This is a genomic window from Acetobacterium sp. K1/6, assembly GCF_034438075.1.
Lineage (GTDB): Bacteria > Bacillota > Clostridia > Eubacteriales > Eubacteriaceae > Acetobacterium > Acetobacterium carbinolicum.
Map to the genome: position 1 here is coordinate 267,833 of NZ_JAXQGA010000001.1, position 15,366 is coordinate 283,198.

Genomic DNA, 15,366 nt, shown 5'->3' on the forward strand with positions numbered 1-15,366 from the left:
CCACGTAAAAGCCCCCCATTTTGTAATAATGGGAGGCTTTAATTGGTTATCTTTTAAGAAAACCGTTCTATTCTTAATGATTCATACACCTTTTACCACTTCTGGTGCACTCGGTTTAAGTGGATTTATAAACAGATATAGAACACAGAAGATGCCCAGAACAACCGTCCCCACCATGATCGGAGCTGTTACAGCGTCCCCAGTGATGGCTGCAATGGCGCCGATCCAGTAGGTTGATAAAAATCCAAACAAATTCATACTAGCCATAATCATTGATACACTTAAAGCCATTTGAGACGGTTTAACTGTCATCGAAATAATCATCATGTTGGCCGGTATCAGTGTCGACATGGCGATCCCTTCAAGAAAGACACCAAGTGTCAAAATAAATATATTTGAGGCAAATACGACCATAGCCAATCCGACAAAACCGAAGGCATAGCCCACCGCCAGAATAAAGCGGCCGGAAACCTTAAATACTTTTCCAAAAATCGAGCCAGCGATCATCCCACCAATGGTCAAAAGTGCTAGGACAATCCCTGCAGTTGCCGTGTCTCCTAATCCCCGTTCAACAATCAGCGTGGACATATTAACCAACATGGGATAAATTGACAAAATGTAAAGGCCAAATACCAGTACGATAATAAACAGTTTAACCGGCAGTTTTTCTTTGGGAGCCGCCTGACTTTCAGCTGTAACTGGAATTGATGGTGGCTCTGGCAGGAAAAAGATTACAATAATCAGTGAAACAATACCCAGTGCATGCGGTAAAAAACTATAGTTCCAGCCGATCCCAGCAAAATAACCGTCCAAGAATTGGAGTACCATTCCGCCAATGTTCATAGAGAGTGTAACCATTCCTGTCATCGTTGCGACTTTGTCGCCTTCGTATACCCCCATAACCAATGAATTAGCCAAAGGCACCACCATTCCAAGACCTATCCCGAAGATGGCACGTTCTAGCAATATTACAGTAAAGTCAGTTGCAAAAAAGGGGGCTACACCGCCGAGTACAAAAAGCGACATCCCAAAAACTGCCAAAGTCCGGTATTTTACTTTGCTACCGGCTACGGATCCGGCAATCAGGGTAGCTGGAATAACAGTTAATGAGGGTAAGGTGGATACCAGCAGAAGCGTGGTAATGGGTAAATCCGAAAACTGCACAAAAATTGCATTAAGGGCAGGGGCAATGGTGCCGACACCCATTCCAAAAAATGCCATGGCCAAAATTGCAAAGGTTGAGATGGGTTTTACTGTTTGATTCATTTTTTCCTCCTCTTAAATGAACTCAATATTCTTACGAAAAATGACTAATAAAGCAATTCCTCACCATTTCCTCCATTCCTTTTGTTGTCACCGTTTAAACGCATAATAGCAACATATTTCCCATTTTAACGAGGATACTTTTCGACTAATTCTCCCGGTTTAAATATTTTAACCGGTTCAGTATTTGTATTGTAATCGGTTTTTACGAATTGTCAACATATTTTAAATTAATTTAATTTGAACCGGTTCATTAAATTATACTTGCATCCATCAACTAAAAACGTTAAAATTAAATAATAGCTTTAAATAACAACATGAGAGAGATGACCATGAATAACCAGAAAGAACAAATTCTCCAGGTGGCCAGCAAATTATTTTATGAGCAGGGTTATAAAAAAACCTACCTGGATCAAATTGCCGAGATCTGTGAAATTACCAAACCTTTAATTTCTTATTACTTTAAATCAAAATCCAGCTTAGCCCGGGCAGTCAGTGATACTTTCCTGTTTGAACTAAAAAATAAAATCGCTTTTAAACTATATACCGATTATTTCAAAGGACGAAAGGCTGATCTTCAAGTCAGTACCGCGGTAGAAATTCGGCTCTATAACCTGATGTTTCTCACCGATCCTAATGCTATGCGGTTTTTGAAAGAACTAGCTGACGACAAATATGAAGATCTGTTTAGTCAAGATAGCATCCGACTCTACAAAATTCATGATCGCCGTTATCATCTGGATATTCATGATGATACCGATGAGCTGGCAATGATTGCCAATGCCGCCCGAGGCGCCTCCTTTTCGGTTTTATGGGCCTACGATCGTGGTGAATTTAATTGCACTCAGGAAGATTGTCTGGATTATATCGCCCGACTCAACTTCATACTGATGCATATTGATAAAGCTCGGATTGATGCCATTCTGGCAGAAAGTAAAGAAGTCATCAGACAGGTTCCCTTTTCCTTCAAGCCTTATTTCCAAATTGAGTAACACTTTGTCATAACCACAAAAAACTCCCGGATTCACAATCGAATCCGAGAGTTTTTTACGTTCAAGTGAGTTAAATTAGCTGTTTCCGATCCAGTATGGCATTACCAATAAATGACATCACCCCTACACAAGCGAGCCCGACGGCCGCCAACAAAAATTTAATTTCAATGTTGCCACCAGCAAAATTAGCGACCCCATTAGAAACGATGGGTGAGACAAAGATCCCCACACTAGTCGAAGCCGTGACAATCGCAATCGCTAATGAACTAATAGAAGGATGTACCGCATTGGCTGCAGCAAAGGTTCCCGCCGGGTTGATGGTCGCCAGACAAAAACCACAGCACATGGCTCCAATAAACAGTGATGGCAGATTGCCCAGGACAAAGATCAGTAACATCCCCGTTCCACCGACGAGTAAGGATACCGGAATCACCAACTTTTTTAAAACCCGCTGCATCCGTCCAAAAAATATACCAGTAAGCATTCCCGATGCCGACATCGCGGTGTTGATGAGTCCACTGGTAGAGGCATCTCCCAAACCCTTACCAGCGACATAGAGGGCAATATTTGTTTGAAAGACAAACAGAAAGACTCCAAACAAAAACATGGTCAAGGCTGTGAAATAAACTCGGGCATTAAGCTTGGCACTTTTTTGGATGTGTTTTTCTTCGACATGAGCTGGCGGATTATCTTTAGGCAGATTTTTCATGACAATAACAATTACCGGAATAAAAATCAGATAAACCAGATAGGACATTTGCCAGGAAACCCCAGCCAGCATCCCGGAGCTAAATAGAAGTACCATGCTACCGCCATTGACAAAGGCTGACTGAAGACCCATCAGAGCACCACTTTCCTCCGCCACAAAGTATTCCGCTATTAATGCCATCGACATGGTGGAATTCATCCCCTGAGCAACCCCCAACAGCAAACTGCAGCCCAGCAGCACATAAATATTGGTTGAACCAAAAAACAGGGCGATCATCCCCCCGGCCAGGCCGCAGACCAGACCAAAAATCACCAGGCTTTTCTTTGGCAGACGCAGCGATAAGGGCCCTGATGCAAAGGCAAACACCAGCCCCATCAATGCTGGAATGGTTAAAACCATCGAAATCAGCGACGGGTCCACTCCCACAAAATAAGCCTGAATATCAGCCAGAATTGCTGAAGCGGTCATCGATATCATCAATAATGATGATATCGACAGAATTGCAAGTTTAATTTTTCTCTTTTCCAAAACTTCCTCCCAATAATAATAACGTTTCTTCACCCGATAATTTTATTTATCACATTTATTTTACCGGTTAAATTTAGTGTATTATATTACATCATGATTTTTCTGTCAACGTATTCAGTGTTAACAAGAGTCTACTTATGGCTCAAACCTTGAATTTTTCCAGAACTACGCAATATTTGTTTGTCACCTAGCCAATTGTCACTCACAGATTAATACCCTGGAAGAAGAGCTAAAGCTGTCTGTCCAAAGCAATAGTAGATCTGATTCCAGTTGATTGTCTTTTTATAACGACATGAAAGAAATCCTTACCAAAACAAATATTGCGATAACGAAAGCCGGTCACTATGCCCATATTTTTTAATCAGACTGGTTATTTGTGACAAAATAATGCTGGTTTTTCTTTCTTTTAGCTTCAGCGCATGAAGAAAGCCTAAAAAGCCGTATTCAACAAAATGCTGGTTGAATACGGCTTCGTTTTACCTAATTTTATTTTTCAATGCTCATAATTCGTTGTATTTACTTATTTCGGTCGTTAAGTTGCTTTCTGATTCATGTGATTCATTTTCATCGTTTAGATTGTTAAAAAACTCATTCCAACCAATCCATTGAGCGCTTAACGGCTTTATCCCAGAACGCACATAGTTCCTGACGCTTTTCTTCACCAATTTGTGGTTCGAATCGTTTTTCAATTTTCCAGAACTCGCTTATTTCTTCAAAACTATCCCAATAGCCGACTGCTAAACCAGCAGCATAAACTGCCCCCAGGGTAGTGGTTTCGGTAATGATTGGCCGCTCAACAGGAATTCCTAAGATATCGGCTTGAAACTGAAGTAAAAAGTCACTTTTTGCGCCACCGCCGTCAGCCCTGAGTTTTGTTAGTTTAAAGCCGGATTTTTTCTCCATCACATTAAAAGCATCCTTCACCTGGAACGCCATCGATTCCAAAGCCGCCCGGGCAATGTGATGCTTGGTGGTGCCTCTGGAAATACCAATAATGGTACCTCTGGCATAGGAATCAAAATAGGGTGCCCCTAACCCCACAAACGCCGGTACAAAATAAACCCCTAAACTGTCTTCCACTTGAAGCGCCAGTTCTTCCGCTTCTTTTGCGTCATTGATTATGCCCAGACCATCCCGCAGCCATTGGATCACCGCACCTGAAACATCTGCCATTCCTTCCAAGCCATAATCCGTTCTTCCTTTAGCACTCCATAAAACCGGTGAGAAAAGACCGTCGGAAGGGGGCACATAGGTATCTCCGGTATTCATTACCATAAAAGACCCGGTGCCATAGGTATTCTTTGCCATGCCTTTTTCCAGACATCCCTGACCAAAGGCAGCCGACTGTTGATCACCTAAAATCCCGGCGACCGGAATTTCGGCCCCAAAGAAAACAGTGGGGTCGGTCAGCCCGTACACCTCACTGGAGGTTCTTAGTTCTGGCAATATTTCTTTGGGTATCTGCAATTCATTGAGAATCCATTCGTCATAGTCAAGGTTTCTGGCATTTTGTAGCAGAGTAACTGATGCATTAGAATAATCCGTTACATGAGCACGGCCTGCGGTAAGCTTCCAGACCAGCCATGTGTCAATGGTTCCATAAAGCAATTCGCCCTTTTCGACTCCGGCCTTAACCTTGGGCTCATTGTCTAGAAGCCATCTGATTTTAGTTGCTGCATCATTAGGAACAATGATCATCCCGGTTCGATCCACAATCCCGGCTCCATCTTTGGCTTCTAATGCTTCACAAATAGCCAAGCTCCGTCGATCCTGCCAGACAATCGCCCGACAAACTGGCTGACCTGTATTTTTATCCCAAAACACGGTCGTTTCGCGCTGATTGGTAATACCGATGGCTTCAAGGTCTTTTGGCTTGATATTCCCATTTTTTAGTGCCTCAGCTACCATTTTCAAGGTAACCTCCCAAATTTCATTGGCGTCGTGCTCAACCCAGCCGGATTGAGGAAAATGCTGGGTAAATTCTGAATAAGCCTGTGAAATAATATTAACTGTCTGATCAAAGATCATCACCTTTATACCAGTTGTTCCTTCGTCAATCCCTAAAATATATTTCATCTGATCCTCCTTTATTTTTTGTAGACAACGTTCCCTCTAAAAATTGTCATCTCAACACCAATATCTTTGATGGTTTCGGGTGAATCCTCCAGCGGATTTCGATTCAAAACGGTGACATCCCCACTTTTTCCGGGGCTTAAGCTACCGCGTATTTTTTCCTCTTTTGCGGTAAATGCACCATCAATGGTGAATAACCGGATTGCTTCAAAGGGAGTGATGGCATTCTGGCGATATGGTGGATTCACCGCCGCATGGATCCCCATAAGCGGATTAATTGGCGTCACATTTGAGTCCGATCCACCATTAACAGTGATGCCAGCAGTAATAAAATCGCGAATCGGGTAGGCCCGTTGGTTTCGTTCTGGTCCTACCCGATTTTCATAAACACTACCCGGTCCTCCGCGCAAATAGGTAAAGGCTGGCTGAGTAGAGATCACCACACCGAGAGCAGCCGCCCGGTTAATGTCTTGTTCATCAGGAAACCCAAAATGTTCAATCCGAAAGCGATGATCAGTGACCGGGTAGTTAAGCAGCGCCTGTTCCAGACAATTTAAAACCTGGGCAATCGCCCGTTGACCAATGGCATGAAAACCCGTTTGCAAGCCAGCTCGATGAGCTGATTCAATATAGTTGATAATCCACCCATCGGAGTAATAGAGTTCACCCAGGATACTAGGATCGTCAGCATAGGGTTCATTAAAAGCAGCCGTTCGTGAACCGATAGAACCATCCAAAAGAATATCGGTACCGATTATTTTCAAGTTTTTTTCCACCACATTTTCCACCGCAGTGGTGCACCAGTGGAGTACCACATGAATCGGCAAGTTTTTTATTATTTCTAAAAATACTGGAATATCCTCATCTGACGACAAATCCCCACCTTCCATTGCATGAATCGTGGTTACACCCTTTTCCACCGCCATTTTTGCAGTATGACGAATGGCCTCTTCCCGCTGTTCCCAGGTTAACTTATCAAAAAAATATTTTCGGGCATGGGCATTGGCCAACGCATGAAGTCTTCCCGTCAGGTTCCCATTATTATCCCTGCTCAGCCCTTCTTCATTTCCAGTAAACGCCATGATTTCCATGGCCAGGGTATTCACTTGGGTATAATGTAATCCCCGATCAATGAGATACACAGGCCGTTCACCAAAAAATACATCCAGTTCCTTAGCATTCGGTGGCCTTTTCTCAATCAACCGGGATTCATCCAGTCCGTAGCCAAATACCCAATTTTCTTTCTTGGCTGATTTTTTCAGTTTTGTTATCACTTCATTAATGGATTGACAGTCAAACAAATTGATGCCTAAAGCTGACAAGCCGGTGCTCATCATGTGAACATGACAATCATGAAGACCGGGCAAAAATGTTTTTCCCTCCAGATCAATCATCTCCGCTTTTTCCTGGACGGCCAGTTTTTTTATTTCTTGACTACTTCCGATTTTTGTAATTATTCCATCGCTGATATAAATACCCTGGCATAGAGGTTGCTCTTTATCCATGGTGATACCAACTCCGTTAATGAGGGCAAGTTTATTTTCCATTGCCGACTCCTTCCTCATTCTGTTCAATATGGTTTTAACTATCACAGGCGACACGAGGTCGCCTGTTTTGTTATCTATTCGAGTATCTTTTTAACTTCAGTAGCGACAGCTTTTCCCAATGTCGAGTGGCCACTTGCATCCAGATGCAAACCATCAATAGCGCTGACTTTGGCAACTGTTCCAGCATTAAAGAAGGCTACTCCCCGACTTTCTGCCACACCTTTATAAAATTGTGCCATTTGAACCGATTTTTCTCGGTTTCCTTCAAACATATACTTAAAAAGACCATCTTCGATCGGGCCCAGTGGTGGTGGTGCAATGAATAACACCTTTGGCCCCTTGGCACCGAACGCGCCGATCTGTGCCAAGGTTTTATCCAGAATAATGCTGGCGCCATTGGCAATATCCTGGGCAGTAACGGTATAACGACATTTTAAATCATTGGTACCAATCATAATAATGACTAAATCCAGCGGAGCATGGGAATCCAGCAACGGAATAATATGGTGCTTTCCACAACGATATTCTTCAATGGGATCATCCCAAACCGTGGTCCGACCATTTAAACCTTCCGGGATCACTTTATAGTCATTGCCCAACTCTGCCTGCAATACTCCTGCCCACCGAACTTCATCTGGCCACCGCTTGATCACTGAAACCAGGTCATTGGATGGATCCCACCCCCAGGTGTTTGAGTCACCAAAAATCATCATATTTTTCATTCGTTTTTCCTCCATTTATATAAATTTTTGATACCAATTATAATGGCTTCAGCATTCCAGATTCCAGAGTTCCCAATTACTGGTAGCTACCGCCGCAATCCCTGTTTTGATGGCAGCGCTAATCTGCTCACAAGTTGTCATTAATCCCCCTAAAATAATTGGTGCTTGGGTTTCTTTTTTTATGTCACCAATAATTCTTTCCGGAATAGTTCCCGGCATTAGAATGACCACATCGGGTTCATGTTCTTTGATGCTCACAAGGCCAGTTCGACACGCATTTGAATCGATCACAAAAAATCCAAACGCTGAAATCAATCCTGTTTCTTTGATATACTTCACACAGGGGGATTTCATCGTAATGACACAATCCACACCACAGTTAGCCATATACTGAATACCCATTTTATCTCGGGCAATTCCTCTGATTGAATCCTGATGGACCATCACTTTTTTTCCGGAGCGATGGATATGACTAACTAATTGGGGCAAAGTATTGACATCTCCCAATTTGAGCATAATCCAATCAGCGTCGGTTTTTTCCATGGCATAGAGTAACTCTTTCCGTTGATGTACAGAAGGAATGACCGATTTAAACCGTAATGTCTCAGACTTATTTGTGACCATAAATTTCACCTGTTTCTTTCATTAAAGACTCTCTTTTTTCTTTGCTAAGCATGAAAAAAGTCCGCATCATACAAAGGACACAATCCAGTCAATCCTGTTTGCTTCATCCTCAGTATCATACGGACATCTCTTAAACTCTTGTCCAACACTATTCTATTGTAATGGTTTTCTTTTTAAATTTTATAACTTTTTTACCACGGTGTCAATAGCTAGTATGTTAAAAAATAAATAGCGATGATGGGCTCTGGCGATCATCCGCAAATTCTAAAAAAGCCGCAGCAACCTTTTGGGGCTGCTACGGCTTTTGATCGTTTGACAATAATTTTCTGGACTTATTCGAAATGGACTCGGGTTACATCAAACCGGTCTTTCTGATCAGCTTCTGCAACCGGGTAACCAATTGGAATAATGGCGTAGGGTGTCAGATGATCCGGTACCTTTAACACGTTTCGGACATTTTCCATCCGGTCTGCCAACGGCGCAATACCAATCCAAACAGCACCCAGACCCAGTTCGGTGACTTCCAAAAGTATATTCTGGGTACAAGCAGCCATATCAATGTCGGCAAATTCCGGCATCATCATTTCTTTACGGTAAACTGGTACAATCGCCATGGCGGCATCCTTGATGCATCCACCATAGGGACTACAATCAGCCAGCGCCGCCATGGTTTCTTTCTTTTTAACCACATAAAACTCCCAGGGCTGTTGATTGGCAGCTGATGGGGCGGCCATCGCGGCTCTTAGAATCGCATCAATTTTTTCCCCTTCCACTTCTTTGTTTTCATACTTTCTAACACTAGTTCGACTAAAAATTGCACTCATTTTTTTCCTCCAATAATTTTATAATCGTAATTTTGTGATTGCATATGTCTTACTTCTATTCATGTTATCATTTTACCAATGATTTTCAAAAATACAAGTATACACGTATTAGTCACTTACTACCCAAAATGATAGTAAGTATCCATTATAATTTAAAAGGAATCCCTAATGACCGAAAAAAAACATTTCTGAACCAATTTATAAAAATAATGACAACTGCCGATCCAGATAGGATACCTGTTTGGCTTCTTTGATAACATCTTCTGACATGGCGTTGCCAATTAAAAAAGGCGAACTTGGATCGTGGTTTTTCATGTTGTACTTAACCGTTTGGTCATCGTGATTGGCATAACAGTATCGACAACCATGACCACAGGTATTGTAAACCCCGATATCGCTACCTAGCAGACAGTCACAGCCTGTCCGACTATTATGACGGTTTTTGGGTACTTTCAAACTGACTCCGATAGCGCGCTCCAACACAGCCTTTGTCATACAGCCGGAACAGTCAACCCCATAGGGTTCCAGCTCCGTTCCTTCACAACAGGTCCGCAGCGTCATCTTATTTTTCCCGGCGATAGCGGCAAAAGTCTGTCCGATTTGAATGCGTTCTGCCGCCGTGACCGCCTGGACACCATTAAAATTACGCCGGGTTTTTTTATAAAGATCGATAAAGCTAATCACCGCCTGATCAGTATAGCCGCTGAGGCTGGCGGCCATTTGCTCAAAGCTTTCCAAATGGAATTCCATCGGATATTGTTCCGAAATAAAAATCGGATCATAGCGCCAACCCACGGCCCGAATCCCCACCGCCTCGGACAGTCGTTTAAAGGACTCAATGACCTGGACCTTGTCCGGCACATGGGGTTCAATGTCCCGGCCATAGGGGGTAATAGTCACAAACCAGAACTGTTTAAAAATACTGATTTCCGCCAGCCGGTCAAGCATCGGAGCCGGATTTTTGGTGCAGAAAGCCAGACAATCGACCACCTCCGGGCTCAAGCGGTATCGGATGACCTGCTGGGGATAATAGGGATTGCGAACCATGACATCACCTGCCCGGATACGATTATAAAACCACGCGCTATAAAATGCCGGAATATCGGTGCGATTGCCGGTGTTTAAAATCATCTTGCCGATCCTTCCCGATATACCACCAGCCCAAAATACGTCACCTTATCTGCACCGTTGTTGTACTTCATTCCCAGATCTCGACTCAGTTGGACTACATCAATTCCTGCTGCTTCCAGAGATGGAATCGCCTCATCTGGGAACCGGCATGGCTCATCATCAAGAATGGCACATTTTTCACAGATTCCACAGGTTCCCGCTGTAAAAAAAACACCATTCTGATGATTTGCTTTTGCCTTCCTGTTAATTTCCTGAATGATTTCCCGAAAGGCAACTCCAGCCGCTACCATCCCTTTATAATCACTGCGTGACTTGATCGGATAGGCTTTCGAAAAGACCAATCCGTGATCATACTGTTTAATCATCTGGCGATAATGATCCAGATTTCCCACTGCCGGTGGACACATGTGATTCTTACCATAAAATCCGCAATAATTATCGGCACAACGATCACGCACCTCCTGGGTGATCTGAATGTCTTTGATATCCTTAAGTTCTGCGATCTCAGTAAATTCTCCCTGTTTTAGATAATCTTTCATTCGTGTTTCCTCCTATTTGAGCCTGCTCTTTAGCCATATCCAGCTTTGACTATTAGTTCTCATTACAATTGTAGGTGGCTTGCGGTTGCAAGAAGCAATAACCTATTTTAGCATTAGGATCGTGTAACAACAAGCTTAAATCGTTAATCGGTTGGTTCGTTTATCTGTTTGGCGACTTCATCGATCACAATCGCTCCGACAATTTTGCTTCCTTTTTCTGCTCAACACTTTCATCTTGCAAAGGTTTTGATCTCTTAACATATTGTGAGTTGGCTGGATTGAGTTGGCTATGATATAATTTCTAGAGAAAACGCTTAGACTAATGGTAAAGAAGAAAACCGAAGACAAAATGTTGTTGGATGAAATGATAAACGAAATGAAAAAACTGAAACCTTGGAGGAATAAACAATGAAAATTTTAAAAACAAATCTGTTACCAAAACGCCTTAAACTCATTTTTAATACCGGTTCTAGAGCAAAATGAAGGGTAAAAATCCGGATAAGCCCGTAAGAGGCAAAGGCACTAAAAAAAACAGAAAAGTCCCCTTGCCGGTGGTTAAAATTCACGACGTATGGCAAAAATTCATCACTGGAATGCATCGAATTCCACCTATTTATTGGTTAATTATGGTAGCCCTTGTCTTTTTTTCGTTTCTTTTGTTCATTCCTGATTACGTATGGATCGTTTTTTTAGGGACCGTAAAAAACCAAAAATCTCTGATTATCCTGGTACTGATTTTTAGTTTAACAGCCATTTCACTTGTATGGTCAATTGGTCAGCGTGTTGATGTCTGGGTTTTTACCTATTTTAATATGCATGGACACCGAACCGTCTGGCTTGATTGGATCATGCTTTTTTTTACACAGATTGGCAATGGCCTTTTTGCAATAAGTGTTGCCATTATTTTATATTTTTCAGGGCGTCATTTCCTTGCGTATGCCTTTGCACTAGGTACCTTATCATTGTGGTTAGTGGTTGAATCAATAAAAGTGCTTATCCATCGTACCCGACCATATAAAAAGATTGAAAACAGTCGCATTGTCGGGTCCCAAGCCAGAGGCAGTTCTTTTCCAAGCGGACATACCAGTCAGGCCTTCTTTATGGCAACTTTTCTATTACCCTATGATCACACCAATTTTTTTATCTGGGTGGCTGTCTATCTGATGGCATCGTTTGTTGGGATCACGCGTATTTATGTCGGCATGCACTACCCACGGGATGTCCTCGGAGGCGCAATGCTTGGGACAACATGGGGAATTTTAAGCGTAATTCTTACTAATTCATTTTGACATTTAACACAGGAGCTGCTGCATGTCTGGGTTAATAATTGTGACGCGCTGTTGATATAATTTTTTTAACTGAGTGGAAAAGGGTATTTACTTATCAACTGAGAGCATACTAGGAAGGAAATAAAAAATGATCTCGTTTTAATGGCCACGACTAAAGGACCTCGACAACAGGATTGCCGAGGTTTTTGTTGCTAAAGCGATGGGACTCGCTTTAACCACGATCTGGCAGGGATCTCATCAAAGTATTCTAAACTTCTTGTTTGAACCCTCTCTTTCCGGGCATATAGTTAATTAGAAACATTCCAATCATCTGCTATAAAGAGAGGTTTTTATGGATACGCCAGTTTTAAACGTTACAAACCTATCCAAAAGCATTAAGAAGAAAGAAATTATTAAAGACATCAGTTTTCAGCTTAATAAGGGTGAAGTCTTAGGCTTTTTAGGACCCAATGGTGCCGGCAAATCGACAACGTTAAGAATGCTAGTCGGCTTGTCGCGGCCCAGCAGTGGGACCATTTCAATCTGTGGGCATTCGATTCGTGATGATTATGTCGATGCGATGTCGCATGTGGGCTGCATCATTGAGGGCCCTGATCTGTACGAGTATCTAAGCGGCTATAAAAACTTGGAACTCTTGGGCACCATGTCAAAGCAGGTTACCAAGGCCGCGATTGATGATGCCATCGCACTGGTCGGTATGGAAAAGCGCATCCATGATAAGGTGAGTATTTATTCGATGGGCATGAAACAACGGATCGGTTTAGCTCAGGCCCTGATTCATCAACCTGATTTACTGATTCTTGATGAACCCACCAACGGCCTTGATCCTCAGGGTATCCATGAATTTCGCGAAATTGTCAAATCTCTGGCCAAAGATAAAGGGATTTCAGTCCTTATTTCTTCACACTTAATCAGTGAAGTCCAATTGATGTGTGACCGAGTCTGTATTATCAATCAGGGGATGATTGTTCGGGACGGCACAGTGTCAGAAATGTTATCAACCGGTGAAATCATATGGGTTTTAAACAATCCCGCCCAGGGGCAAAAAATCCTCAGTGAGCAGTTTAAGCTGGACTCCCGAATCACGGTTCAAAACGAGCTGATTGCCGCCATCGATCTGGAAATACTGCCTAATATCAATGCTATCCTGATCGCCTCCGGCCTGGAACTGCAAACCGCCTCGGCTAAAAATACGACCTTAGAAGAACTCTTCCTCAGCCTAACCAACCATAAAGCCATTCAATAGAAAGGATAAAATCATGCTAAACCTCATTCGCAATGAAGTCACCAAGCTGTTGTTAAAGAAAAAACTGATTCTGATTATCGGCTTGCTGATGATTTTCATTACCCTGCTTTCCTATGGCCAACAATATACCTATGAGAAAAATATTGACCGCTTCAATAATTTCTCAGACACTGGCAATTACGATTGGAAAAGCCTGGCCAACCAGCAACTTGAGGATCTTGAAAAGCGCCTTGATAGCCCCTATATTCCCGAGGACGGCATTGCCTCCATTGAAATTGAGATCAAGCAACTGCGTTATTTTATCGATAATGATATTAACCCGATTACTCCCAGCGCCGCTAAGTTCAGCGTCGATTTTGTCGAACAGGGCATCTCACTGCTGATTCCCCTGATCATCGTGATCCTCGCAGCCGATCTGGTCTCTGGTGAATTTTCAACCGGGACCATCAAGGTTTTGTTAACCCGGGCGGTACCGCGGTGGAAAATTTTGCTGAGCAAATTGATTGCACTACTTTTGATGACCACCTTGGTAGTCTTAATCATGGGGCTGCTGGCAATTCTGATATCCTATCTTTTCTTTGGACAATGGGGCTTTGATGAACCCGTTGCCACTGGCTTTCGCTTAATCGATGGGCAATTAAACGCCGATGCGGTGATTCTGGTCAGCCGCTTTGAATATACTTTACTCATTTATTCGCTGACCTGGTATGTTGCGATTGTAATTGCTGCACTGACCCTATTGATTTCGATTATCGTTGATAATACGGTCTCGGCCATTGGAGTATTGATGGCGGCCTTGATTGGCGGACAATTTTTGCAGTTTTTTCTGTCAGACTGGCCGATCGTCAAGTTCTTCTTTGTCTCTAATCTGGACCTCACCCGATATTTAACCGGCTCCTACCAGCCGATTCCGGGAATGAGTCTGAATTTCTCAGTCATCACCCTGGGCTTATGGGGCATACTCGCACTGGTGATTGGGTTTCAGATTTTTAATCGCAAAGATGTGCTGGTTTAATAAGGAGGCAATCATGATCAAAAAAATATGGCCCCTGATCTTATTCGCATCAATCATCCTGATGTTTGTATTTCTGACGGGATTAATCATTTCGATCACCATCACCAATGGCGGCGAAAAAAAACAGGAAACACTTCCCGAAGCCACTGAGCCCATTCAAACTGAACCGTCTAGCACAAATAAAGCCATCTTAGTTCTTGGGGATTCGATCGGATTCGGAGTCGGTGATGATCCGGATATGGGACTGGGTAAACGCTATGCCGCGCTAATCGATCCTGAAAAAAACATGGAAGTCGTGAATCTATCGGTCTCTGGGGCCATCAGCTCGGAACTGGCTGCGCTTGTGGCCGCACCCGAAAATGCCCCGTATATTGCAGCAGCCGACCTGATTATTATCTCCATTGGCGGCAATGATCTGAGTCGCCTCCAATCTGAGGATGCCCGCTCTTTGGAAGTGATCTTTCAGGAGACCTTTAACGCCTATAAAGAAAATCTTGAAACAACCCTCAGCCGCATTCGTGCGCTTAATCCAGAAGTACAAATCGCCCTGGTCGGTTTATATAATCCCTATCCCGAACAGGATCCGCGACTCTCTCAAAAATTTTTTGAATGGAATTATAAAACACAACTTATGGCCGATGCCGATTTAAAAACGGCCTACATCCCTACCGATGACGCATTTAAGTATCATCTGGATACCTACCTGGCGGCCGATCGGTTTCACCCCAGCAATATTGGCTATCAGGTGATTGCCGAAGCGCTAGATCGCGTTTTAAATGGCATTGATTGACTAAAATCACTGTTATCAAAAGCCCTTGATCTAACCATTTAAAAAACACATTAAGTAAATCGCTAAATAAAGGA

General features: G+C 42.9%; 14 protein-coding genes. 5 read left to right on the plus strand and 9 right to left on the minus strand.

The window, feature by feature from the left end:
- Positions 1-81: 81 nt before the first annotated feature.
- Complete coding sequence (locus U2P91_RS01230) at positions 82-1,266, minus strand: MFS transporter (protein WP_322518829.1); 1,185 nt, start codon at positions 1,264-1,266, stop codon at positions 82-84.
- Between the two features lie 329 nt (positions 1,267-1,595).
- On the opposite strand from U2P91_RS01230, the gene U2P91_RS01235 reads away from it, so the two are divergent.
- On the plus strand, positions 1,596-2,255 hold the full coding sequence (locus U2P91_RS01235) for a helix-turn-helix domain-containing protein (RefSeq protein WP_322518830.1): 660 nt from the start codon (positions 1,596-1,598) through the stop codon (positions 2,253-2,255).
- A gap of 70 nt (positions 2,256-2,325) precedes the next feature.
- Here the strand turns inward: U2P91_RS01235 and U2P91_RS01240 are convergent, their stop codons facing one another.
- The 8 genes from U2P91_RS01240 to U2P91_RS01275 form a co-directional block, all read right to left on the minus strand.
- Positions 2,326-3,492, minus strand: coding sequence for an MFS transporter (locus U2P91_RS01240; protein ID WP_322518831.1), 1,167 nt, complete (start codon positions 3,490-3,492; stop codon positions 2,326-2,328).
- Positions 3,493-4,080: 588 nt separating this feature from the next.
- Positions 4,081-5,568 carry a glycerol kinase GlpK gene (gene glpK, locus U2P91_RS01245; protein ID WP_322518832.1) on the minus strand — a complete coding sequence of 496 codons (1,488 nt, stop codon included), beginning with the start codon at positions 5,566-5,568 and terminating at the stop codon, positions 4,081-4,083.
- An 11-nt stretch (positions 5,569-5,579) separates the two neighbouring features.
- Complete coding sequence (locus tag U2P91_RS01250) at positions 5,580-7,112, minus strand: amidohydrolase (protein WP_111887359.1); 1,533 nt, start codon at positions 7,110-7,112, stop codon at positions 5,580-5,582.
- Between the two features lie 74 nt (positions 7,113-7,186).
- Positions 7,187-7,834, minus strand: a complete 648-nt coding sequence (locus tag U2P91_RS01255) for an SGNH/GDSL hydrolase family protein (protein WP_322518833.1) — start codon at positions 7,832-7,834, stop codon at positions 7,187-7,189.
- A 48-nt stretch (positions 7,835-7,882) separates the two neighbouring features.
- Positions 7,883-8,458 (minus strand): glycerol-3-phosphate responsive antiterminator, encoded by a 576-nt coding sequence (locus U2P91_RS01260; RefSeq protein ID WP_322518834.1) that lies wholly within the window; start codon positions 8,456-8,458, stop codon positions 7,883-7,885.
- 332 nt (positions 8,459-8,790) lie between these two features.
- Positions 8,791-9,282, minus strand: a complete 492-nt coding sequence (locus U2P91_RS01265; RefSeq protein ID WP_111887362.1) for a nitroreductase family protein — start codon at positions 9,280-9,282, stop codon at positions 8,791-8,793.
- Positions 9,283-9,480: 198 nt separating this feature from the next.
- Positions 9,481-10,413 (minus strand): DUF1848 domain-containing protein, encoded by a 933-nt coding sequence (locus tag U2P91_RS01270; protein ID WP_322518835.1) that lies wholly within the window; start codon positions 10,411-10,413, stop codon positions 9,481-9,483.
- Positions 10,410-10,952 carry a DUF2284 domain-containing protein gene (locus U2P91_RS01275; RefSeq protein ID WP_322518836.1) on the minus strand — a complete coding sequence of 181 codons (543 nt, stop codon included), beginning with the start codon at positions 10,950-10,952 and terminating at the stop codon, positions 10,410-10,412. Before U2P91_RS01275 ends, U2P91_RS01270 begins: the two co-directional genes overlap by 4 nt.
- Before the next feature lie 479 nt (positions 10,953-11,431).
- On the opposite strand from U2P91_RS01275, the gene U2P91_RS01280 reads away from it, so the two are divergent.
- From U2P91_RS01280 to U2P91_RS01295, 4 genes are all read left to right on the plus strand, one after another.
- On the plus strand, positions 11,432-12,241 hold the full coding sequence (locus U2P91_RS01280) for a phosphatase PAP2 family protein (protein ID WP_322518837.1): 810 nt from the start codon (positions 11,432-11,434) through the stop codon (positions 12,239-12,241).
- 331 nt (positions 12,242-12,572) lie between these two features.
- On the plus strand, positions 12,573-13,487 hold the full coding sequence (locus tag U2P91_RS01285; protein ID WP_322518838.1) for an ABC transporter ATP-binding protein: 915 nt from the start codon (positions 12,573-12,575) through the stop codon (positions 13,485-13,487).
- A gap of 13 nt (positions 13,488-13,500) precedes the next feature.
- Positions 13,501-14,502 carry an ABC transporter permease gene (locus U2P91_RS01290; RefSeq protein WP_322518839.1) on the plus strand — a complete coding sequence of 334 codons (1,002 nt, stop codon included), beginning with the start codon at positions 13,501-13,503 and terminating at the stop codon, positions 14,500-14,502.
- Between the two features lie 13 nt (positions 14,503-14,515).
- Positions 14,516-15,292, plus strand: a complete 777-nt coding sequence (locus tag U2P91_RS01295; RefSeq protein WP_322518840.1) for a GDSL-type esterase/lipase family protein — start codon at positions 14,516-14,518, stop codon at positions 15,290-15,292.
- The last annotated feature ends 74 nt before the right edge of the window (positions 15,293-15,366 follow it).

What these genes read in the sequence shown, in the direction of transcription:
- U2P91_RS01230 (WP_322518829.1), bottom strand. Translation starts at nt 1,266, where the DNA reads ATGAATCAAACAGTAAAACCCATCTCAACCTTTGCAATTTTGGCCATG.
- U2P91_RS01235 (WP_322518830.1), top strand. Translation starts at nt 1,596, where the DNA reads ATGAATAACCAGAAAGAACAAATTCTCCAGGTGGCCAGCAAATTATTT.
- glpK (WP_322518832.1), bottom strand. Translation starts at nt 5,568, where the DNA reads ATGAAATATATTTTAGGGATTGACGAAGGAACAACTGGTATAAAGGTG.
- U2P91_RS01250 (WP_111887359.1), bottom strand. Translation starts at nt 7,112, where the DNA reads ATGGAAAATAAACTTGCCCTCATTAACGGAGTTGGTATCACCATGGAT.
- U2P91_RS01255 (WP_322518833.1), bottom strand. Translation starts at nt 7,834, where the DNA reads ATGAAAAATATGATGATTTTTGGTGACTCAAACACCTGGGGGTGGGAT.
- U2P91_RS01260 (WP_322518834.1), bottom strand. Translation starts at nt 8,458, where the DNA reads ATGGTCACAAATAAGTCTGAGACATTACGGTTTAAATCGGTCATTCCT.
- U2P91_RS01265 (WP_111887362.1), bottom strand. Translation starts at nt 9,282, where the DNA reads ATGAGTGCAATTTTTAGTCGAACTAGTGTTAGAAAGTATGAAAACAAA.
- U2P91_RS01270 (WP_322518835.1), bottom strand. Translation starts at nt 10,413, where the DNA reads ATGATTTTAAACACCGGCAATCGCACCGATATTCCGGCATTTTATAGC.
- U2P91_RS01275 (WP_322518836.1), bottom strand. Translation starts at nt 10,952, where the DNA reads ATGAAAGATTATCTAAAACAGGGAGAATTTACTGAGATCGCAGAACTT.
- U2P91_RS01280 (WP_322518837.1), top strand. Translation starts at nt 11,432, where the DNA reads ATGAAGGGTAAAAATCCGGATAAGCCCGTAAGAGGCAAAGGCACTAAA.
- U2P91_RS01285 (WP_322518838.1), top strand. Translation starts at nt 12,573, where the DNA reads ATGGATACGCCAGTTTTAAACGTTACAAACCTATCCAAAAGCATTAAG.
- U2P91_RS01290 (WP_322518839.1), top strand. Translation starts at nt 13,501, where the DNA reads ATGCTAAACCTCATTCGCAATGAAGTCACCAAGCTGTTGTTAAAGAAA.
- U2P91_RS01295 (WP_322518840.1), top strand. Translation starts at nt 14,516, where the DNA reads ATGATCAAAAAAATATGGCCCCTGATCTTATTCGCATCAATCATCCTG.